The 21,220-nt window shown below is 63.0% G+C and carries 18 protein-coding genes; 14 read left to right on the forward strand and 4 right to left on the reverse strand.

Features of this window, described 5'->3' with window-relative positions:
- Positions 1–124 precede the first annotated feature (124 nt).
- From Q3C01_RS30330 to Q3C01_RS30345, 4 genes are all read left to right on the forward strand, one after another.
- Complete coding sequence (locus Q3C01_RS30330; protein ID WP_458148962.1) at positions 125–1,834, forward strand: SulP family inorganic anion transporter; 1,710 nt, start codon at positions 125–127, stop codon at positions 1,832–1,834.
- Positions 1,835–2,006: 172 nt separating this feature from the next.
- Positions 2,007–4,760: a decarboxylase gene (locus tag Q3C01_RS30335; protein WP_458148963.1), complete on the forward strand. Its 2,754-nt coding sequence runs from the start codon at positions 2,007–2,009 to the stop codon at positions 4,758–4,760.
- A gap of 37 nt (positions 4,761–4,797) precedes the next feature.
- Positions 4,798–5,232 (forward strand): hypothetical protein, encoded by a 435-nt coding sequence (locus Q3C01_RS30340; RefSeq protein WP_458148964.1) that lies wholly within the window; start codon positions 4,798–4,800, stop codon positions 5,230–5,232.
- 189 nt (positions 5,233–5,421) lie between these two features.
- A complete protein-coding gene (locus tag Q3C01_RS30345; protein WP_458148965.1) occupies positions 5,422–5,886 on the forward strand; it encodes a hypothetical protein in 465 nt (154 codons plus the stop codon).
- A 41-nt stretch (positions 5,887–5,927) separates the two neighbouring features.
- Here Q3C01_RS30345 and ppk2 read toward each other — a convergent pair whose 3' ends face one another.
- Together ppk2 and Q3C01_RS30355 are read right to left on the reverse strand one after the other, a co-directional pair.
- Positions 5,928–6,740 carry a polyphosphate kinase 2 gene (gene ppk2 / locus Q3C01_RS30350; protein WP_458148966.1) on the reverse strand — a complete coding sequence of 271 codons (813 nt, stop codon included), beginning with the start codon at positions 6,738–6,740 and terminating at the stop codon, positions 5,928–5,930.
- A 43-nt stretch (positions 6,741–6,783) separates the two neighbouring features.
- A complete protein-coding gene (locus tag Q3C01_RS30355) occupies positions 6,784–7,239 on the reverse strand; it encodes a hypothetical protein (RefSeq protein ID WP_458148967.1) in 456 nt (151 codons plus the stop codon).
- Positions 7,240–7,420: 181 nt separating this feature from the next.
- On the opposite strand from Q3C01_RS30355, the gene Q3C01_RS30360 reads away from it, so the two are divergent.
- From Q3C01_RS30360 to Q3C01_RS30400, 9 genes are all read left to right on the forward strand, one after another.
- Positions 7,421–7,855 carry a hypothetical protein gene (locus Q3C01_RS30360; protein WP_458148991.1) on the forward strand — a complete coding sequence of 145 codons (435 nt, stop codon included), beginning with the start codon at positions 7,421–7,423 and terminating at the stop codon, positions 7,853–7,855.
- The gene (locus tag Q3C01_RS30365; protein ID WP_458148968.1) at positions 7,848–9,080 is read left to right on the forward strand and encodes an HlyD family secretion protein; all 1,233 of its coding nucleotides are present in this window, start codon (positions 7,848–7,850) and stop codon (positions 9,078–9,080) included. The genes Q3C01_RS30360 and Q3C01_RS30365 overlap by 8 nt, the downstream gene beginning before the upstream one ends.
- Before the next feature lie 94 nt (positions 9,081–9,174).
- Positions 9,175–11,043: a sensor histidine kinase gene (locus Q3C01_RS30370; RefSeq protein ID WP_458148969.1), complete on the forward strand. Its 1,869-nt coding sequence runs from the start codon at positions 9,175–9,177 to the stop codon at positions 11,041–11,043.
- 131 nt (positions 11,044–11,174) lie between these two features.
- On the forward strand, positions 11,175–12,851 hold the full coding sequence (locus Q3C01_RS30375; RefSeq protein ID WP_458148970.1) for a DUF3300 domain-containing protein: 1,677 nt from the start codon (positions 11,175–11,177) through the stop codon (positions 12,849–12,851).
- A complete protein-coding gene (locus Q3C01_RS30380; protein ID WP_458148971.1) occupies positions 12,848–13,762 on the forward strand; it encodes a DUF2950 domain-containing protein in 915 nt (304 codons plus the stop codon). Before Q3C01_RS30375 ends, Q3C01_RS30380 begins: the two co-directional genes overlap by 4 nt.
- Positions 13,746–14,207: a hypothetical protein gene (locus Q3C01_RS30385; RefSeq protein ID WP_458148972.1), complete on the forward strand. Its 462-nt coding sequence runs from the start codon at positions 13,746–13,748 to the stop codon at positions 14,205–14,207. The genes Q3C01_RS30380 and Q3C01_RS30385 overlap by 17 nt, the downstream gene beginning before the upstream one ends.
- Before the next feature lie 243 nt (positions 14,208–14,450).
- Positions 14,451–15,524, forward strand: a complete 1,074-nt coding sequence (locus Q3C01_RS30390) for a phosphatase PAP2 family protein (protein ID WP_458148973.1) — start codon at positions 14,451–14,453, stop codon at positions 15,522–15,524.
- Between the two features lie 477 nt (positions 15,525–16,001).
- Positions 16,002–17,399, forward strand: coding sequence for an MFS transporter (locus tag Q3C01_RS30395; RefSeq protein WP_458148974.1), 1,398 nt, complete (start codon positions 16,002–16,004; stop codon positions 17,397–17,399).
- Positions 17,400–17,593: 194 nt separating this feature from the next.
- Positions 17,594–18,421: a 3-oxoadipate:acetyl-CoA acetyltransferase gene (locus Q3C01_RS30400; RefSeq protein WP_458148975.1), complete on the forward strand. Its 828-nt coding sequence runs from the start codon at positions 17,594–17,596 to the stop codon at positions 18,419–18,421.
- A 1-nt stretch (position 18,422) separates the two neighbouring features.
- On the opposite strand, the gene Q3C01_RS30405 is transcribed toward Q3C01_RS30400, so the two are convergent.
- On the reverse strand, positions 18,423–19,358 hold the full coding sequence (locus Q3C01_RS30405; RefSeq protein ID WP_458148976.1) for a diacylglycerol kinase catalytic domain-containing protein: 936 nt from the start codon (positions 19,356–19,358) through the stop codon (positions 18,423–18,425).
- Positions 19,342–20,388 carry an SPFH domain-containing protein gene (locus Q3C01_RS30410; protein ID WP_458148977.1) on the reverse strand — a complete coding sequence of 349 codons (1,047 nt, stop codon included), beginning with the start codon at positions 20,386–20,388 and terminating at the stop codon, positions 19,342–19,344. The genes Q3C01_RS30405 and Q3C01_RS30410 overlap by 17 nt, the downstream gene beginning before the upstream one ends.
- A 94-nt stretch (positions 20,389–20,482) precedes the next feature.
- On the opposite strand from Q3C01_RS30410, the gene Q3C01_RS30415 reads away from it, so the two are divergent.
- Complete coding sequence (locus Q3C01_RS30415) at positions 20,483–21,217, forward strand: NUDIX hydrolase (protein ID WP_458148978.1); 735 nt, start codon at positions 20,483–20,485, stop codon at positions 21,215–21,217.
- Positions 21,218–21,220: the final 3 nt, after the last annotated feature.

Here is a 21,220-nt window from a genome sequence, read left to right on the forward strand (position 1 = left end):
CATGCGCGAAATCCAGGGATTGCTTGATCCAGATCAAGCCTCGCTGGTGGTAAGGCATTGCCTATGAAGTCATGCGGGACCTGCGCTCTTTGCGCTGCGACGCCGGTTGCTCCGAGGTGCACGCATGAAAGGACCGCCCGAGCCGCGCGCGAGCTCGATGCGATTCTTCCCGCCGTCGGGCTGGCTCGCCGTGTATCGCAGCGAGTGGCTCGCCTCGGACGCGATCGCCGGCGTCACGCTCGCCGCCTACGCCATTCCTGTCTCGCTCGCCTACGCCGCGCTGGCCGGCCTGCCGCCGCAGGTCGGCGTCTACGGCTATCTCCTCGGCGGCATCGGCTATGCGTTGCTCGGCTCATCGCGGCAGCTCGCGGTCGGCCCAACCTCGGCGATCTCGCTGATGATCGCCGGCACCGTCGGCGCACTCGCTGGCGGCGACGCGGTGCGATATGCGCAGATTGCAAGCCTCGCGGCCTTCGCGGTGGCGGTCTTGTGCTTCATCGCCTGGCTGTTCAAGCTCAGCGTTCTCGTCCGCCTGGTCAGCGACAGCATCCTGGTTGGCTTCAAGGCCGGAGCCGGGCTCACCATCATCATGAGCCAGTTGCCGGGCCTGTTCGGCGTCCCCGGCGGCGGCCACAACTTTTTTGACCGCGTCATCAAGCTTGCCGGCCAGCTTGGCGAGATCAATCTTCTCGTCCTGGCGATCGGCGCGATTGCGTTCCTCCTTCTGCTGCTCGGCGAGCGCTTTCTGCCGGGACGGCCGGTCGGCATCACCATCGTGGCGCTGTCGATCGTGGTGGCGACGCTCTTCGGCTTTGCGTCGCATGGCGTCCCCGTGACGGGCAAGATTCCCGAGGGGCTGCCTGCGATTGGGGTGCCGACATTTGGCCTTCTGGAATTCGACGATCTCTTTCCGCTCGCAGCAGGGTGCGTGCTGCTGGCCTACATCGAAGGTGTCTCGGCGGCGCGCAGCTTTGCCGCCAAGCACGGTTATCCCCTCGACGTGCGGCAGGAGTTTCTCGGGCTGGGTGCGGCGAATCTCGCCGCAGCGTTCGGCCATGGCTATCCCGTCGCCGGCGGCCTGTCGCAATCCGCCGTCAATGACAACGCGGGCGCGCGGACGCCGCTGGCGCTGATCATCTGCTCGGTGACGCTTGGGCTGTGCCTCCTGTTCTTCACGGGGCTGTTGACCAACCTGCCCAAGGCCGTGCTCGCGGCCATCGTCTTTGCTGCCGTCTACAAGCTGGTGGACATCCGCGCGCTGTTGCGGATGTGGCAGGTCAGCCGGATTGATTTCTACGCCGCGGCGATTGCGCTCGTTTCCGTGCTGCTGCTCGGTATCTTGCAAGGCGTCCTGCTGGCGTCGATTGCTTCGATCTTCCTGCTGCTGGCGCGCGCCTCGCAGCCGAATGTGGCGTTCCTCGGCCGGCTGCCTGGCAGCGGTCGTTACTCCGACAGCACGAGACACCAAGGCGTCGAGCCGCTGGTCGGTGTCATCGCGTTCCGGCCCGAGGCCTCGCTGCTTTACATCAATGCCGAGATGATCCTCGATACGGTCCTGATTGCGCTCAAGAGGTCGCCGGACATCCGACTCGTTGCGTGCGATCTCTCGGCATCGCCCTATATTGACCTCGCAGGCGCGCGCATGTTGCGCGATCTCCATGACGAGCTCGCGACGCGTCGGGTCGCCTTCTGCATCGTCGGCGCGCATGCGCAGCTGCGCGACCTGTTGCGGGCCGAAGGTCTGGCGGAGAGGACCGACAGCGGCCAGTGGCTGCGCTCGCTCGACAGCGTTCTGAGCGAGGGGCAGCCCGACACTGGCCAAAGAACGCTCTGATCTCCCGAAGGGCTCCTTATCGTTCTCCGACGTTGTTGCATCGCGAAGGGAGGTCACTCGCACACTCAACGGCTTCGTTACATCGCACGCGACCGTTGACTTGGATCAATGGAGCACGCCGCGCCGCACTCACGATCCAGCATCACCTCGCCTCAGGGATCGGGAGACAACCATGTCTAAGGACACGAAGCCCGTACAGAAGCGCATCGATCAGTTCTTTTCCGGGCCCGGAGCGCGGGCGGACGACTGGCGCGATCTGGTGGAAGCTGCGAAGGCATGGGCTCGCGGCGGCGATCGCGCAAAATACGATGCGGCCCTGGCTGATCTGTCGGCGACCGAGGAGTTTCACGGCTATCCCGGCCTGCAACTGATGGCGGCACTGCGAGAAGCGGCCTCTAGCGGCGATGCGGCAACATCACTGGCTCTTGCGACGCGGATCACGCAAGCGCTGGCCACGCGATCGTTCCGGCAGCATGCCGGCGACTGGAGCGCGAAGGAGGACGGCAATGGCGATGCGCCCGAGCTGGTGTCGCCGACCTTCGGCGCCCATGCGGCGCGCCGGCCCTATTTCGAGACCCTGATCGTCACCGGCGTGTCATCCAGCAACTGGCCGGCGCTCGCGGCCGAATGGCGCAAGCTGCGACGTCCGGTCGACCAGTTCGTCTATGAGCCGGTCATCGTCGGCAGTCTCGAAGACGCCTTCTGCGCGACGATGCTCAATCCCAATATCGCGGCGGTCATCATCAACGAGGGCTTTGGCCTGCGTTCGCGCCACAACGCGCCGGTGCTGCGCTCGATCACGGCCGCCGCCGGTCTCAACGACGAATCCGATGCGTCGGCGCTCCGGCTCGCCCAGATCATCAAACGTGTCCGTCCCGAGCTCGATCTCTACATGATCTCGAACCGCGACGTCGAGGAAATGGCCGGCAATCCCGAAGCCAACGTGGTTCGCCGCATCTTCTACTCGGTCGAGGAGCTCCTCGAGCTTCACCTGTCGATCCTCGAGGGCATCCAGGATCGTTACGACACACCGTTCTTCGACAATCTCAAGAAATACGCCCAGCGCCCGATCGGGACGTTCCATGCGTTGCCGATCGCCCGCGGAAAATCCATCTTCAAATCCGACTGGATTCGCGACATGGGCGAGTTCTACGGCCCCAATCTGTTCCTGGCCGAGAGCAGCGCGACCACCGGCGGCCTCGACAGCATGCTCGAGCCGACCGGCAACATCAAGAAGGCTCAGGAGAAGGCGGCGAGGGCGCTCGGAGCTGACCGCGTCTTCTTCGTCACCAACGGCACATCGACCTCGAACAAGATGGCGGTGCAGGCGCTGCTCGCGCCGGGCGACATCGCGATCGTCGATCGCAACTGCCACAAGTCGCACCATTATGGAATGGTGCTGGCCGGTGCTCAGCCGGTCTATGTCGAAGCCTTCCCGATGACGGAATATTCGATGTATGGCGCCGTGCCGCTGAAGACGATCAAGCAGGCGCTGCTCGGTGCGAAGGCCGATGGTCGGCTCGACCGCGTCAAGATGCTTGATCTGACCAACTGCACCTTCGACGGCCACATCTACAATACCCGCCGAGTGATGGAGGAATGCCTCGCGATCAAGCCGAACCTGATCTTCCTCTGGGACGAAGCCTGGTTCGGCTTTGCGCGGTTCTCGCCGTTCCTGAGGCGGCGTACTGCGATGGGCGCCGCCAACGAGATCGAGGCGTGGATGCACGATCCCAAATCGGTCGCAGCCTATGAGAAGCAGCAGGCCGAGCTCGGCAAGAACCCGTCGGACGAGGTGCTGCTCAAGACCCGCCTCATCCCCGACCCGCGCCAGATACGCTTGCGCGTCTACCAGACCAATTCGACTCACAAGTCGATGTCTGCGATCCGCCAGGGCTCCATGCTCTCGGTCAAGGACGTCGAATTCCACACGGTCGAGCAGCAGTTCAAGGAGGCCGTGTTCACGCACGCTTCCACCAGCCCGAACCAGCAGCTCATCGCCAGTCTCGACATCTCGCGGCGGCAGATGGAGCTGGAGGGCTATGGCCTCGTCGCCAACGCGATGGAGATCGCGCTCGCCATCCGCCAGGCAGTGAACAACAATCCGCTCATCTCGAAATACTTCCGCATCCTCGGCGCGGACGTCATGGTGCCCGCCCAGTACCGCCAGAGCGGTTTTACTGACTATCTTGCGGCAGGCGTGAACTGGGCCAACACCTTGAAGAGCCTGGACGACGACGAGTTCTGCCTCGATCCGACCCGCATGACGCTGGTGTGCGGCACCGCGGGTTACGACGGCACGCAGTTCAAGGGTATCCTGGCGAACGAATACAACATCCAGGTCAACAAGACCTCGCGCAACTCGGTTCTGGTCCAGTCCAACATCAACAACACCCGCAGCGATGTGGCGCATCTCATTCGCGTCCTCGCCGAGATCGCGGGCGAGGTCGATCGTGGGCTTGCCCAGGGAGGCGCGAACGCGAAGAAGACGTTTGAAGCCCGGGTGACGAGCCTGATGAAGGATGTGCCCGATCTGCCGAATTTCTCGCATTTCCATCCCGCTTTCCGCGGCGATGCCGGCAGCAAGACCAACGAAGGTGACATCCGCAGCGGCTTCTACTCGGCCTATGACGCGGCGGGTTGCGAACACATCCGCCTCAACGATCCCGAGATCGACCGGCGCCTGAAGGCCGGGCCTGAGCTCGTCTCGGCCAATTTCGTGATCCCGTATCCCCCGGGCTTCCCGATCATGGTGCCGGGGCAGGTCATCACGCAGGAGACCATCGACTTCATGCGCAAGCTCGATGTGAAGGAAATCCACGGCTACGACGCCAAGGAAGGGCTGAAGCTCGTACGCACCGAAGCCTTGGCGAAGATCGGCCGGCCCAAGCCCGGTGCGCAGCCGAAACTGAAGGCCGCCTCTTGAATAATCCGACGTCAAAACCCAAGGAGAAACCAAAGTCATGAAAAAACTTGCCATCCGCGCCGCTCTGGTCGCCCTGCTCGCAGGCGTTGCCGGTTTCAGCACGCCATCACGGGCCGAGACCGGCCAGGTCGCCGTCGTCTTCACGAAAGGCGGACTGATCGTCGGGGTCGGCGGCGGCGATGGTGTGCTCCACTTCCGGGGCAAGAATTATCCGTTCACGGTCTCCGGCATGAGCGTCGGCTTCACGATTGGCGCCTCGACGACAAAATTTGTCGGACGAGCGCTCAATCTCAAGGGGCCAGCCTCCATTGAGGGCTCATACGCGGCGGGTGGAGCGGGCGGCGCGGTTGCCGCAGGCGCCGGTGCCGTTCAGCTGCAAAACGCCAACGGCGTGATCCTGCAACTCACCGGGCCGAAAGTCGGTGCCGAAGTGTCGGCTGCGGTCGGAGGAGTCACCATCAGGCTGAAATAGCTCTCGGTGATCGAGCAGCGCCCACTCGGCCCGGCGGAACACAGCGCTCTGTTCAAATACTCCGGTTCCGTTGATCTAGGTCAAGTTCTAACATGATCAGCACCCGACGTTGTCGTCGGGTGCTGATCGCTTGTCGCGCGGCATCATCGAAGAGCGAACGACGGCACCCCAATCAATGGAGGATACGCCATGCTTCGTTATCTTCTCGCTGCTATTGCGGCGTTGGTTCTTCTCACGACCTGCCTCGTTCCGGATGATGCCTTCGCGCGCCGCGGCGGCGGTGGTGGCGGTGGCGGCTTCCGCGGTGGTGGTGGCGGTTTCCACGGTGGTGGTATGCGGGCCGGCGCCGTTCATGCTGGAAGTATTGGCGGTGGCGGCTATCGCGTCGCCGGAGGAGTGCGTCCGAGCCATCCGATCGCCGGTCGTCCGATCGCGGGCCGGCCGGGTTATCCGGGGCGTCCGATCGCCGGCTATCGTCCGGGCTATGGCTATGGCTGGCGCGGACCCGCTTATGGCGCCGCCGCCCTCGGAGCCGCAGCGGTCGGTGCATACGGTGCGTACGGCTATTACAACAACAACTACAACAACAACGGCTGCTATCAGGACTCCTACGGCAGTTGGGTCTGTCCGCAGCAATATCCGTATAATTATTGAGGCAAAGACGGATCAGGCCGCCACCACGCGGCCTGATCCGCTCAATAGCGCTCCTCGACGAATTTCAGGCCACGCAGGCTGGCTTGGTCGTTGTAGCGGCCCTTGTCCGAACGCGGGGGCAGCGTGATCTTGTCTTTCTTCACGCGCTTGTAGGGGATCGACTTGAGCAAGTGCGCGATGCAGTTCAATCGCGCCCGCCGCTTGTCGTCGGAGCGGATGATGTGCCAGGGCGCGTGTTTCGTGCTGGTCTTCCTGAGCATCAGGTCGCGCGCCCGCGAGTAGTCGTACCAGCGCCGGTAGGATTCCAGATCCATCGGGCTCAGCTTCCACTGCCGCACCGGATCGTCGATGCGGGCCCTGAAGCGGCGCTCCTGCTCGTCCATCCCGACCTCGAGCCAGATCTTGACGAGGATGATGCCGCCTTCGATGACGTATTTTTCCATCTGTGGGCAGAGAGCGAGAAAGCGATCGTGCTCGGCTGGCGTACAAAAGCCCATCACATATTCGACGCCGGCGCGGTTGTACCAGCTCCGGTCGAAGATCACGATCTCGCCGCCGGCCGGAAACTGCTCCATGTAGCGCTGGAAGAACATCTGGGTCTTTTCGCGATCCGACGGCGCGGGAAGGGCGACGACGCGAAATACGCGCGGACTGACCTTCTCGGTCATCGCCTTGATGGTGCCGCCTTTCCCCGCGGCATCCCGCCCCTCGAACAGGACGATCACCCGCAGCTTCTTCTCCCTCACATAATCCTGGAGATGGCAAAGGTCGACCTGGAGCTTTTCGAGCTCCTTCTCGTACTCCTTGCGCTTCATTCGCGTGTCGGCTTCGTCCTTGTCCTTGCCCTTGGCCATGCCCGTCCTTTCGCTGTTCAGCTCGAATGCGGCTGGGGGGCCGTCAATCGTCTCCCCAGGAGATGGTGACGCCGATATCGCCGGGGACGCCGCCGGGAAAATCGATGATCTGGTAGGCGATACGATAGCCGCGCGGCTTCAGATGGTCGGTCCAGAGCTGGAAGATTTCCTTGGGGATGCCGGTCAGTGTGTTCTCCCAACCCTTTTCCCGCTGGTTGATGGCGCGGCCCTTGTCGGTGCACAGCGTGTTGGGGAAGCGATAGACCTGGACCTCGGTCAGGCCGTTCCGCACTGCACGCTGGATGATGGTCGAGGCGAGCTTGACCTTCTCCTCCTCGGTCTTGCCGGACGGCTTGGTCAGCCGCTCGATCAGAGCGTGCTTTTCGGCATCGGCGGCGGCGGCAAGGCGGGCATATTCCTCGGCCTTCTGGGCCTCCTTGAGGGCTGCTTCTTTGCGGATCTGCGTGGCACTGGGAATGAGATCATCGAGGCCGGGCATGGCTGACGGCTCCTGATTGGGTGTTGGCAGTTCGGCGTTCGCGGAAAGCTAGGCTTGGCGGCGAGCCTTCCCTTGATTCAAATCAAGCAAAATCCATACTGGGGTAGTCAATGTGGCTGCAACGCAATGCGCAACTCGGCTCCAGATTGGGGAGTGACCATTGAACGACCAGCTTCATCCGATGGCTCCGCACCATCTCCCGTTCTTTCTCGCGCCTGGAAGCGGGGTCGACCCGCTGATGGTGGTGATGGGAATATTCCTGATTGGCACCGTGCTCTGGGTCGGCACGCTGTATTGGAAGCTGCACAGCCTGCCCGAGCGGATGGCACATAAATCACAAAAGCTGCAATTCGAATTCGTCGCGGTGCTCGGCCTGATTTCACTCTTTACCCATATGCATGTCTTCTGGGTGGCGGGCCTGTTGCTTGCGTTGATCGACATCCCAGACTTCGGCACGCCGCTGCGCAGCATCGCCGACTCCGTCGAGAAGATCGCCGATGCGACGCCCGGAGAGGCCGGCGAGACCACATCGACCTCACAAAGCGGTGATGCGGTCGGCCCGCCACCGGCAGACAAGCCCGGTGCCGCGAAGGAGAAGGAGCACAGCCATGTTTGAGCTCATGTTCTGCTCTCTCCTGACCATCGTGCCGGACTATCTCTACCGCCGCTATGTCCAGGGCAAACGTTTCGGCAAGGAGATCACGTTCTTCTCTGTCTGGTACGAGCTGCGCTGGGGCATCACCGGCTGCCTGATGCTCACGATCTCGTTGATCACCATGATCTTCTATTTCCATCCGGCGACGGACTCGGCGACGCTCTACTTCCGCACCGTGCCGATCCTGCCCGAGGGATCGGGGCGGGTTGCGGAGGTGAAGGTCGGCTTCAGCCAGGAGGTGAAGAAGGGCGACGTGCTGTTCACGCTGGACAGCTCCAAGCAACAGGCTGCCTACGAGACCGCTCGGAGGAAGGTCGCCGAGGTCGATGCCGCGATGACGTCGGCGCAGTCCGATGTCGTCAAGGCCGAGGCCCAGATCCAGGAAGCCAAGGCCAACTGGCAGCAGGCCAAGGACGAGCTCGACACCAAGTCCGAACTGCAGCGCCGCAACCCCGGCATCGTGCCGCAACGTGACATCGAAAAGCTCCAGGTGCTGGTCGATCAACGGCAGGCCGGGATCGATGCGGCGACCGCCGTGAAGGAATCGGCTGCCTTGCAGGTGTCGACACTCCTGCCGGCCCAGAAGGCGAGCGCCCAGGCTGCTCTCGATCAGGCCCAGGTCGATCTCGACAAGACGATCGTCCGCGCCGGGGTCGATGGCCGGGTCGAGCAATTCCTGATCCGCGTGGGTGACGTCGTCAATCAGTTGATGCGACCGGCGGGCGTGCTCATTCCGGAGGGCGCCGGCAGGAAGGTTCTCCAGGCTGGCTTCGGTCAGATCGAGGCGGGCGTAATGAAGGAAGGCATGGTGGCGGAGGCGACCTGCATATCGAGGCCCTGGGTCATCATCCCGATGGTGGTCACGACAGTGCAGGACTACATTGCCGCGGGACAGTTCCAGGCCGGACAGCAACTGCTCGAAGCGCAGAACGGCCCAAAACCCGGCACGATCCTGGTGTTCCTGGAGCCGCTCTACAAGGGCGGGCTCGAAGGCGTGACACCGGGGAGCAGCTGCCTCGTCAACGCCTACACCAGCAATCACGAGGAGATTTCCGCAAAGGACACCAGCACGGGTCGCGCCATCGCACTGCACGTCGTCGACGGCGTCGGCCTCGTGCACGCGCTGCTGCTCCGCATCCAGGCGCTGCTGCTGCCGATCAAGACGCTCGTGCTGAGTGGCCACTGACGCCGAGGAGGGCTTCGCAAAGACGTTGGCCGTCGGCCGTTTTGCGCTAGAATGAGATTCAAGGTGCAGCCGGTCGAAGCTGCTGAGGAAGAGGATGAGCGGGCGCATCCCGATCATTGCTGCGGCTGCGCGGCTCTGTCTGTGCGTACTGGTCCTGGCCGTTGCCGGGCTCGGACCCGCGAGCGCTGCCGATCAGGGCCAGCCCAAGCGCGTGCTACTGCTTCATTCCTTCGGACGGGAGTTTCGTCCATGGAGCGAGTTCGCGCGGGCCATCAAGGCTGATCTCGAAAGGCAGGCGCCGTGGCCGCTGGACATTCAGGAGCACACGCTCCTGACGGCGCGGTTCAACAATCCAGGTCCTGAAGAGCCCTTCGTCGATTATCTGCGCTCGCTCTACGAGAGCTGCCCGCCCGATATCGTCGTCAGCGTCGGGGCGCCTGCGGCACGATTCGCCCAGAAGTATCGCAAGCAGCTCTTCCCCGACACACCGATGGTCCTGACCGCAGTCGAGCAGCGCCTGGTCGATCGCACGGGACTGACCGACAACGACACGGTCATCTCGATCCATAACGACTTTCAGGCAATTTTTGCCGGCATCCTGCATGTCCTGCCCGCCACGCAGACGATTGCCGTCGTGCTGGGGGCCTCTCCCGTTGAGAAGTTCTGGCTTGAGGAGGTCAAGAAGGACGCAAAGCCGTTCGAAAACAGGGTGTCGTTTGATTGGTATTCGGGGCTTTCGTTCCAGGATATCCTCAAGCGCGCGTCATCGCTTGCGCCGCACACGGTCTTGTTCTGGGGTTTGATGTCGGTCGACGGTGCAGGTGTCACGCATGAAGGCGACATCGCCTTGCGCCAATTGCGAGCCGTCGCCAATGCGCCGATCTTTTCCTATCAGGATGCCTTCTTCGATGGCCAAACCGTCGGTGGCCCCATGCATTCGACGGCCGCAACAAGCCGGAAGACCGTCGACGTTGTTCTCCGTATCCTCGGTGGCGAGAAGCCGGGCAATATCAAGGTCGAAACGCTCCAATTTGCGCCACCACGATATGACTGGCGTGAGATGCAGCGCTGGGGCATCAGCGAAAGCAGTCTGCCTCCTGGCAGTGAGGTCCTGTTTCGCGAGCCGAGTGCTTGGCAGGTCTATCGCTGGCAGATGGCGTTGATCGCAGCGGTGATCCTGGTGCAGGCCGGCCTGATCAGCGGCCTGCTTCATGAGCGCTGGCGTCGCCGCGTCGCAGAGGTCGAGTCGCGCCAGCGCCTGGCGGAGCTCGCGCACGTCAACCGCTACGCGGCGGCCGGCGAGCTGACGACGTCGATCGCGCATGAATTGAACCAGCCGCTTGGCTCTATCCTCACCAACGCCGAGACGGCCGAGCTCATGCTGAAGGGGGCTTCGCCTAATCTCGACGAGATCAGGGAGATCCTCGCCGACATCAGGCGCGACGATCAGCGAGCGAGCGAAGTAATCCGCAGGCTGCGCAGCGTGTTGAAGAAGACGCCGTTCGAGATCACTGAGATCAATCTGAACGAAACCGTCGGCGAGGCGATCGGATTTCTGACTGCCGTGACCGACCGGCACGGGATCGCGCTGAAGTTCACGCCTGCGGCAAGCGCGGTGCGCGTCCGGGGCGATCCGGTCCAGCTTCAGCAGGTTATTCTCAATCTTATCATCAATGCGATTGACGCGATCTCCGAGGCAGAGGCGAAGGTGCGGGAGGTGACCGTCACGACGGCGCTGTCCGGCTCCTTCGCGGAAATCAGGATCGGCGACAGCGGACCCGGCATAGCTGCCGGCGATCTCAAGAACGTCTTCAATCCCTTCTTCACCACCAAGCCGCAAGGCATGGGCATGGGGCTCGCCATCGCCAAGACCATCATCGAGGCCCATCGCGGACAGATCGTTGCGGAGAACAGGTTGTCGGGCGGTGCGCTGCTTACAATCAAGCTGCCGCTCACGCGCTAGCAAGGAGAATTTTCGTAACGCATTGTCGCGCCGCAACAAGCCGGTGTGCATCCGCTTTCTTTGATCTCTGTCAAAGGAACGCAACTGCCCTAGCCCGATGCTCCCCGCCGAAATGCCAAGGGAGGTACGCGATGTTTCGCTGCGGCAGGACTCTGATTGCGCTTGCGCTGATGATGGCGATGCCTGTCGCCGCATCGGCGCAAACCCCGGCCGCCCCGAGCACGTCGGCGCCGCCAGCAAGTCAGGCGCCGCCGGCCGCGGAGCTGTTGAAGCCGGAGCAGCTGGAGGCTCTGGTCGCGCCGATCGCGCTCTATCCGGACGAGCTGCTCGCCAATGTACTGGCGGCATCGACCTATCCGCTGGAGGTCGTGCAGGCCGATCGCTGGCTGAAGGAGCGCAAAAATCTCAAGGGCGATGCGCTCAGGGTCGAGGTCGAGAAGCAGGGCTGGGACGACAGCATCAAGGCGCTCGCCAGCACGGCCGACGTCCTGGCCATGATGAGCGACAAGCTCGAATGGACCAAGAACCTCGGCGACGCCTTCCTCGCGCAACAGCCCGACGTAATGGATGCGATCCAGCGTCTGCGCACCAAGGCCTATGACAACAAGAAGCTGGTGACGACAAAGCAGCAGAAGGTCAGCGTGCAGACGCAGGACAATAAGCAGGTGATCGTCATCGAGCCGGCCGAGGCGGGCACGATTTACGTCCCCTATTACGAACCGGCGACCGTTTACGGCGCGTGGCCATATGCCGAGTATCCGCCGTATTACTTCGGTTATCCGTCCTATATCGGCGCGGGCGTGGTGGCGGCAGGTCTCGCTTTCGGTACCGCCTGGGCGGTCGGACGTTGGGGCAACTACTGGGGCGGTGGCTGCAACTGGGGCAACCGCAACGTCTACGTCAATCACCGGACTACGAACATCGCCAATGGCTGGCAGCACAATCCGGCGCATCGTCAGGGCGTGCGCTACAACAACGTGAACGTGCAGCAGCGTTTCGGCAACACCAACATCAAGGCCGGCGCTGCCGACCGGATGGATTTCCGCGGCCGTGACGGTCAGCAGGTGCTGAAGCCCGGACAGGATCGGCCAGGCGCAGGAGATCGTGCGGGCGATCGTGCAGGGGACCGCGCGGGCGACCGAGCGGGAGATCGCGCAGGTGATCGCGGCGGCGATCGTGCCGGCGCTGGCGATCGCGCCAAGGGCGGCGGGGATCGTGCCAAAGGTGGCGGCGATCGCGCTGGTGCCAAGGGCGGTGGCGACCGCGCGAAGGCCGCCAACCGCGGCGGCGCCGGCGGGGGCAATCGCGCCGCCAATGTCAACCGTGGCGGCGGAGGCAATCGTGGCGGCGCCATGAACGTCTCGTCCGGCCGAGCGGCTGCCGCAGCATCGGCACGCGGCCGCTCGAGCATGGCGAGCATGCCCCGTGGCGGCGGTGGTGGTGGCTTCGCCGGGCGCGGCGGTGGCGGCGGAATGGCGATGCGCGGCGGTGGAGGAGGCGGCTTTGGCGGAGGGGGGCGCGGTGGCGGCGGCGGTGGCCGGCGTTCAGACATCGCGCTGAAGCACGACATCGTGCTGCTCGGTCATCTCGCCAATGGCCTCGGCTATTACCGCTTCAGCTATCTCGGCAGCCACAAGGCCTATGTCGGCGTCATGGCGCAGGAGGTCGAGCGCGTGATGCCTGACGCGGTGACCCGCGGCAGCGACGGGTATTTGCGCGTCTACTACGAAAAGCTCGGTCTGAAATTCCACACGTACAGCGATTGGCTCGCCGGCGGCGCAAAAATTCCTGCGGAGGTGATGCCATGATCGGCCTGAAGTCGCTTCAACGTGCAGCTCTGCCGGCCGTCATCGCGCTCGCGCTGTTCAGCTTGCCGTCGCAAGCGCAGCAATCGTATCCGACTCCGGAGGAAGCAGCCGCAGCGCTCGCCGCGGCCGTGAAGAGCGGACCGCGCGATATCCTGAAAGTGCTCGGCAGGAATGCCGACGACATCGTCTCCTCCGGCGACGAGGTCGCCGACGCCGACATTCGTCAACGCTTCACGTCGATGTACGATGCCAAGCATGCGATCAAGGCGGAGGGCAACAAGAAGGCCACGCTGATGCTCGGCCCGGACGATTTTCCGTTCCCGATTCCCTTGATCAACTCCAGGACGGGCTGGGAATTCGACGTGGATGAGGGGCGGATCGAGGTGCTCTATCGCCGCATCGGGCGTAACGAGCTCGATGCGATCCAGGCCGCGCTCGCCTATGTCGATGCCCAGAATGACTACGCCGAGAAAGATCGCGGCGAAGGCGTCGGTGTCTACGCGCAACGCATTGTCTCGACGCCCGGCAAGAAGGATGGGCTGTTTTGGCGCGATGATAGTGATCCAAGCCCGCTCGGCGAATTTGCGGCGGAAGCGTCGCGCGAGGGCTACAGGATGGAAGGCCAGGGCGCGCCCTATCACGGCTACTACTTCAGGATACTCAAGGGGCAGGGGCCCAACGCCCCCGGCGGCACCCTCGACTACGTCGTCAAGGGCAAGATGATCGGCGGCTACGCGCTCGTCGCCTATCCGGCCGAGTACGGCAATTCCGGCGTCATGACCTTCGTGGTCAATCACGGCGGGACCGTCTACCAGAAGGATCTCGGTCCGCGCACCGAAAGCATTGCCAGCCGCATGATCTTGTTCAATCCGGACCAGACCTGGAAGAAGGTCGATGCCGCAAAACAATAAGAGAGTCGCGCGGCGCTTTTTCCTGGGCTGCCTGGCGGCGATGACATTGCTTGCCTTCGTTGTTCCGGTGACGCCGTCGTTCGCACAGGCCGCCGGCCACGTTCGCGTCAAGATCGTGAAGGCGGGCCTCTTGGTCGGCGGTGGCGCCGGCAGCGGCGTGCTGACCTGGCGGGGCCGCAACTATCCCTTTAGCGTGTCCGGTCTGAGCCTTGGAATTACGGCTGGCGCCACGATCAGCCGCCTCGATGGCTGGGCCTCCGGCATTCGCGAGGTCAGCGATTTCACCGGCACCTATAGCTCGGCCGGCGGCGGCTTCGCCCTGGTCGGAGGTGTCAATGGTGTCCATTTGCGGAACGAGAAAGGCGTGACGATCGTGCTGCAAGGGCCGAAGGCAGGCCTGGAAGTCGCCGCCAACCTCAGCGCGATCACGATCTCCATGAAATGAGCCTGGCCTGAATACGCCTCCATTCGGATTCCGTGCGGTTGCGGAGAGCCGGCGGAGGGTGTCGTGGCGCGGGGGTGGGCTGAGTCCGATCGAATGAGGTCGGACAATCCAGCATTTGCTCGAATTGCATAAGAATTCGTTAAGCCTGAGTGCGTGCATCCGCAATGCAGTACACGCGCTCGTTGTGAATCTATTAAAGGTTGTATTGCCATACATTTCTCCGGAAATGAATGGAAATGCCGCATGACAGATCGGACAAGCTCGGGACACAGTCTCCCACGATTGGCCGGCGCGAAATCGGGTTCACCGGGAGGTCTTGAACACACGGTCAGCCTGCAACTCTATCAGCTCAACTGGGCGCTCGCCGCGTTCGCGCTGACGGCCCTTTCAGTCAGTCTTCTGTTGACGGAATTCCGGTTGCAGCCCAGCGGCTATCTCAGCGTTCTCGGCGGTGCGGCCCTTTACGGAGTGATCGGCCGTCTCAATGCGTCGTCGCAGGCGAGGAGCAAGCCGCAAATCTATTTCAGCCTGTTTGCGATGGCGCAGATGACCGTGCTGTTGCCGGTTCTGACGTCGCTCACCTACGTCGCGGCCGCCGCGAACCTGCCGCTGCAAGACGCGAATCTGCTGTCGTTCGACCGTCTGCTCGGACTGGATTTTCGCGCCTATCTGGCCTTCATGAACGATCGGCCGATGCTCGCGAATGCTCTTGCCGTGATCTACAATTCCATTCAGTGGCAGATCCTCCTGGTGGTGGTGTTCCTTCCCCTCATGGGATGTGAACGACGTACCGCAGAGTTCATCATGGCCTTCGCGATCGCGTTGGTCGCGACCACCGTCATTTCCACGCTGCTCCCGGCAACGGGTGTTTATGGCACGCTTGGATTGAGGGAAGAGGAATTCCCGAATATCGTCCCGGGCTGCTACTATTACGGGATGCGCGAGATTCCGCCGGTGCGCGACGGCACGTTGCGGCTGCTCGACGTGTTTCATCTCGGGCCGGTCCTGACCTTCCCCAGCTTTCATGCCGTCACTGCGGTGCTCTATGCCTGGGCTTGCTGGCCGGTGCGTTATCTGAGAACGGCCGGATTGTTCTGGAACGGCGCCATGGTGGTCTCGACGCCGGTCAACGGTGGTCACTACTTCGTCGATATCCTTGCAGGAATGGCAGTCGCCGCGTTGTCGATCGCGGCCGTGAAGGGCATTGGCGCGTTGATTGCGCGTAGCCGGACGTTGCGGATGGAACATGTCGCGGCAAATTCCGGGAGCGAGAGGGTGGCCTTTGCTCTGTCAGAGCTGCAAGGCCAGGAGGGATAGCGCTCCGACGCAGGTTCCATTGCTGCGCGCTGATGCAACGTGGCGGCTTGACGATGTCGCCGTTCTGCTCGTCAATGCCGCAATTCCACAAACCCAATGACCTTTCGTCGACCGTCATTGCTCAGCGCTTTGCTGCGTTAGATCCACCCTGTATTGTTGCCGCTTGAACACAAGTCGCCCATCCACGCGCGAGATGGTGTCGATGGCAAATGCGTGATCGACGTCGATCACGCCGGCTCTGTGATGCGGTCGTCGCTCGGACCGTGCGCCCGCCGCGAATAACATGATGTTAGGTTTATCGCATAACTGGGTAATTGTGTTAGCCGGCCGAAAGCCTATTGTTGCGGCGAACCAGACACGTCCCGGCAGTCGATAAACGCAAGCGGAAAGCCCGCCGAGCGATCGGACAGTGCTGCCCAACATATCCATGATGCCCGCTCACGGGACGCCAGCAAACAGGTCGGAGGAAACTTGCACATGACCACGGCTCGAGCGATCCACGACATGGGTCAATCCAAGAAGGCTGCTGCGAGCGGCTGGATTGGATCGGCGCTTGAATATTATGATTTCTTTATCTACGCGACCGCAGCGTCGCTGATCTTCCCGCAGATATTCTTCCCGTCGGACAATCCCACCGTCGCCATCGTCGCATCCCTGGCAACGTACGGTGTAGGATATGTGGCCCGGCCGATCGGCGCCTTCGTTCTCGGGCACTGGGGCGATACCCACGGCCGCAAGACGGTTCTCATCGTCTGCATGTTCCTGATGGGCATCTCGACGATGGCCGTCGGCATCCTGCCGACATACCAGCAGGTCGGCATCTGGGCGCCGATCCTGCTCGTCACCTTGCGTCTCGTGCAGGGTTTTGCCGTTGCCGGCGAAATCTCGGGTGCGAGCTCGATGATCCTTGAACATGCGCCATTCGGGCGGCGCGGATTCTATGCAAGCTTTACGCTCCAGGGCGTGCAGGCCGGACAGATCCTTGCGGCTGCGGTCTTTCTGCCGCTCGCGGCCTACATGCCCAACGAGGCCTTCAACAGCTGGGGCTGGCGGATTCCCTTCCTGCTCAGCTTCTTCGTCATCGTCGCGGGCTACATCATCCGCCGCGAGGTTGACGAGACACCTGCTTTTGCCAGGGAGGATGAGCGCGGAGAAACCCCGCGGGCTCCGATCATTCAGGCCATCAAGCTGAACTGGAAAGACATGCTCAGGGTCATCTGCATGGCGCTGATGAATGTCATTCCGGTTGTCGCGACCATCTTCGGCGCAGCCTATGCCGTGCAGTCCGCCTACGGAATCGGCTTTGCGAAGGACGTCTACCTCTGGATTCCGGTCCTCGGAAACATGCTGGCGGTGTTCGTCATTCCCTTCGTTGGCAACCTGTCCGACAAGGTCGGCCGCAAGCCCCCGATCATCATCGGTTCGCTCTGCTCCGGCCTGCTCGCGTTCGGCTACCTCTATGCCATCAGCATCAAGAACGTGCCGTTGGCGATCCTGTTGTCGCTCCTGATGTGGGGCGTGGTCTATCAGGGCTACAACGCGATTTTTCCGAGCTTCTATCCCGAGCTGTTTCCGACGCGCACCCGGGTTTCGGCGATGGCGATCTCGCAGAATATCGGCACGACCATCACCGCGCTGCTTCCCGCTTTGTTTGCAACCGTGGCGCCTCCCGGCTCGGCCAACATCCCGCTGACCGTGGGAGCCATCGCCTTCGGCATCACGGTCATCGCGGCGCTTGCAGCGGTGACTGCCAGGGAAACGTACCGGATAAGCATCGACGATCTGGGCAAGCCGGATGCCGTTCCGATGCCAAGGGCGGACTATGAGCGCATGCGCGCGGAGGCCGCGAACGGGGCCGCGGCGGTTCCGACTTGACGGCCAGGGGCGGAGGTCACGCGATAATGGCGCAATTATCTCGTATATCGCCGTCTTCCCGCATATGAGAGACATGACTGCCGCTGCGGCCAAATAGGTCAGCAGCGGCGGACTTCACGGAAGTCCCGTGACGCACGATTTCGAATTTCACCAGTATGCGCCGGACTGCATATCGCCTGCCAAGGAGTTGAGAGATGAATCCCGTTGTTGTTGCTGTCGCGATCACCGGTTCCGTTCCGCGCAAGAAGGACAATCCGGCAGTGCCGATCGTGCCGTCCGAGCAGATCGAGTCGACGCACGCGGCCTTCGAGGCCGGCGCGACGCTTGCGCATATTCACGTTCGCAATGACGACGAAACGCCGTCCTCTGATCCCCAGCGTTTCGCCGAGGTGCAAGAAGGTATCAAGAAGCATTGTCCGGGGATGATCGTCCAGTTCTCAACCGGAGGGCGCGGCCGCGATCCGTCGGCGCGCGGGTCGGCGCTCTATCTAAAGCCCGAGATGGCGTCTCTCTCGACCGGATCGGTGAACTTTCCGACCATCGTCTATGAGAACAGCGCCGCTCTGGTCGAGCAGCTCGCCACCGGCATGAAGGCTGGCGGCATCCGCCCCGAAATCGAGATCTTCGATCTGTCGCACCTGCATGGCGCGCGCCGCCTGATCGAGGCGGGACTGATCGATGAGTACCCCCACGTGCAGTTCGTCATGGGCGTCAAGAACGCAATGCCGGCGGATGAGCATGTGCTCGACATTCTTCTCGCCGAGCTACAGCGGCTGATGCCGAAATCGACCTGGACCGCGGCAGGGATCGGGCGCCATCAAGCCGAGGTCATGGGCTGGGCGCTGTCGCGGGGCGCCGACGCGGTTCGCACCGGGCTCGAGGATAACATCAGGATCGACAAGAATCGTCTGGCGAAAAGCAACGCGGAGCTCGTGACCCTCGCCTGTGAAGCGGTGACGCGCCACGGCCGACGCGTCGCCACGCCAGCGGAGGCAAGAGCGGCGCTGAGGATAGCGAGGTAGATCACACGATCAGCCGTCCCCGTCGCGTCGCTATCCCGATCGCGACTTCGGCACCGGCGTTGAATTCGAGGCGGTCGGCTTCGATGCCGTCGCTGAAGATGACGCCGTTTTCCGGCATAAGTGAACGGATGCGCAGTTGTTCGGATGCGGTGAGGCTGCCGCAGACGAGGTTGGTCGCTGAATGCCGGCTGGGGAAAGGCTCGCGCACGGCAAAGCGCAGTTCCGGCGCGTCCCAGGGCAGGGCAGTGTAGGCGGCCGGCGCGACCGGGTGGCTGAATTGGCCGGCGATTGCGACCGAGCCGGTGACGATGCTCTTGAACCAGGCGGTCGAGCCGAGCCCGGTCGCGACGATCAGCCCGCTCGAGGACTGCCGCTCCGTCGTCTCGCCGGTCGCAATCTCGTAGATCGCTGAGGTGTGCGTGCGGGCGCCGATGAAGAGGTCGTTTACGGCGTGGAGCACCTGGCCGTCTGAGAGCCGCGCCTCTGCCATCGTCACCGCCTGACTGTCGCGCTTCTCGGTTGCGACATCGGGCAGGAGCTTTGCAAGATCGCTTGGCGCAAAGGGCAGGAGGATGCCGTCGTAGCGCACCGGATCCGGGTTGAGCCCGATCAGCGGATGGCCGTCGAGATATTTCATGGTGTTGGCGACGACGCCGTCCTGGCCGAGCGCGACCACGATGTCTGAGGGCGCGAAGATGAAGTTCGGCAGGAAGCTGCGCTCGATCACCTGGTAGCGGCCCCATTGCTCCAGCGCTTGCATGGATAGATGCTGCTGCGCGCGATAGACCTCGTGCTCGCGCTCATAGTCGGAGAAGTCGGCGCCGAGATGCTCGACATAGAAGCGCGCCTGCGCCGCGGTCAGGTAGCGCGCGACCAGGTCCTCCAGCCTGGTCTTGCGCGTCACCAGCACGATCTTGCGGTCATTGCCGGCGGGCATTGGCGACCTCCATCGCCTTGGGCTTCTCCATCAACTGGCTGAGCAGGTCCGGCGAGACGTTGAGCTGGCCGATCTTTTCGGCCTTCTCGGCAATGCCGGTGAAGGCCTGCGCGATGAGCTGGCCCGGCTGCATGCCGGCAGAGGCAAGTGCCTGAATCACGCGGGTGTCGACGCCCTCAAAAATCTTCATCAGCGCGCCGACGCGATAGGCTTCGGCATCGGCCAGCGTGCGGGTGTTTTCGGCGTTGAGTTCGACAAAGTCCTTGCGTTTGCCTTCGAGCGCGATGTCCGCGATCATGCCGGCCTGGCGCAGCTCGTTCTTCTTGGCGGCGACGCTGGCGTCCGCGTCCATCTGCGTCTCGCGGATCGAGCGCTTCTTCTGCTCGACCGCGATCTCGGTGTCGAGCTCGCTCTCGCGGATCGCGCGCTCCTGCTCGACCGCAAAATTGCGACGGGCGAAGATCGCTTCGTCCGCGTTCTTCAGAATCGCCTCGCGCGCTTCGGCCTCCAGCGCCTTCGCGGTGTCAGGCGTCGGCTTGATACCGCGGATGGAGACGCCGAGGATCTCGAGCCCGAGCGAGGCGATGTCGGCGCGCGCACGCAAGCCGGTCGCGATGATGTCGGCGATGCGGTCGGAGGCCTGCAAGGCTTCCATCAAGGTCAGCTCCTTCACCGCCTGCTGGGCCAGCACCTCGACGGTGCCGAGAATGCGCTGCGGCAGCTTCTCCGGGTCGTCGGTCTCATAGGTCTTGCCGTCGCTCTTCAGCGTGAAGTCGAGCATCGAAGCCGCCTTTTTCGGCTCGCTGACGCGATAGGTGACGTGGCCTTGCACGGTGAGGGTCTGAAAGTCGCGCGCGATCTGCTGAAAGATGAAGGAGGCGTCGCGGCTGCCGATGGGGACGGCGACGAGCGAGGTGGCCGGCGCGTAGTAGAACGCGGATAGTCCCGCGCCCTCGGCGACCACGGCGCCGGCGCGGTACTTCATGAGATAGGTGGTGGGCTGGGCCTTGATGAACCTGACGCCGAACATGGCATCCTCCTAATAAGTTGGTCTGGACAACTAATTAAGTTGCACTGTACAACTAAGTGAGCTACCGTCAAGCGGCAAAAGAGGGGAGGTCGCAATGGCGTCGAAAGGCCAAGCCCAAGGCATTGAAAATTCGGGACAATTGGATTTCCCGCGGCCGCTGGTCACGGTCGACGTGGTGATCTTTGCGATCCGGAACGAGGGCCTCCACGTCCTCCTGGTGCAGCGGCCGGCCGGCGCGGGCGAGCCGTTCCCGCTCAGTTGGGCGCTCCCGGGCGGCTTCGTCGATGTCGCCAAAGACCGCGACCTCGAGGCTTGCGCCGTGCGCAAGCTCAAAGAGAAGACCGGCGTGACCAGTCCCTATCTCGAGCAACTCGGAAGCTGGGGCAGCGCCACGCGCGACCCACGCGGCTGGTCGGCGACGCATGCCTATTTCGCGCTGGTGCCGGAGGAAGCAGGCCGGGCCGCACTCGCAACCGACGCACAATGGTTTCCGATCGTCGCGGGCAAGATCAAGCCGAAGCTCGCCTTCGACCACGGCGAGATCCTCGCTGCTGCCGTCGAGCGCCTCCGTAACAAGGTCGAATACACCTCGCTGCCCGCATACCTGATGCCGGCGGAATTCACGCTGCCCGATCTTCAGCGGGTCTACGAGATCGTGCTCGACCGTCCCTTGGAAAAGAGCGCCTTCCGTACACGGATCCTCTCGGCCGACATGATCGAACCGATCGCCAAGATGCGGCGCGGCCCGAACCGGCCGGCGCAGCTCTATCGCCTGAAGAAGGGCAAGGAGCCGGTGTACTTCGTGCGCACGTTCAACCCGCCGGAGTGAGGG

The organism is Bradyrhizobium sp. UFLA05-109 (genome assembly GCF_054185165.1).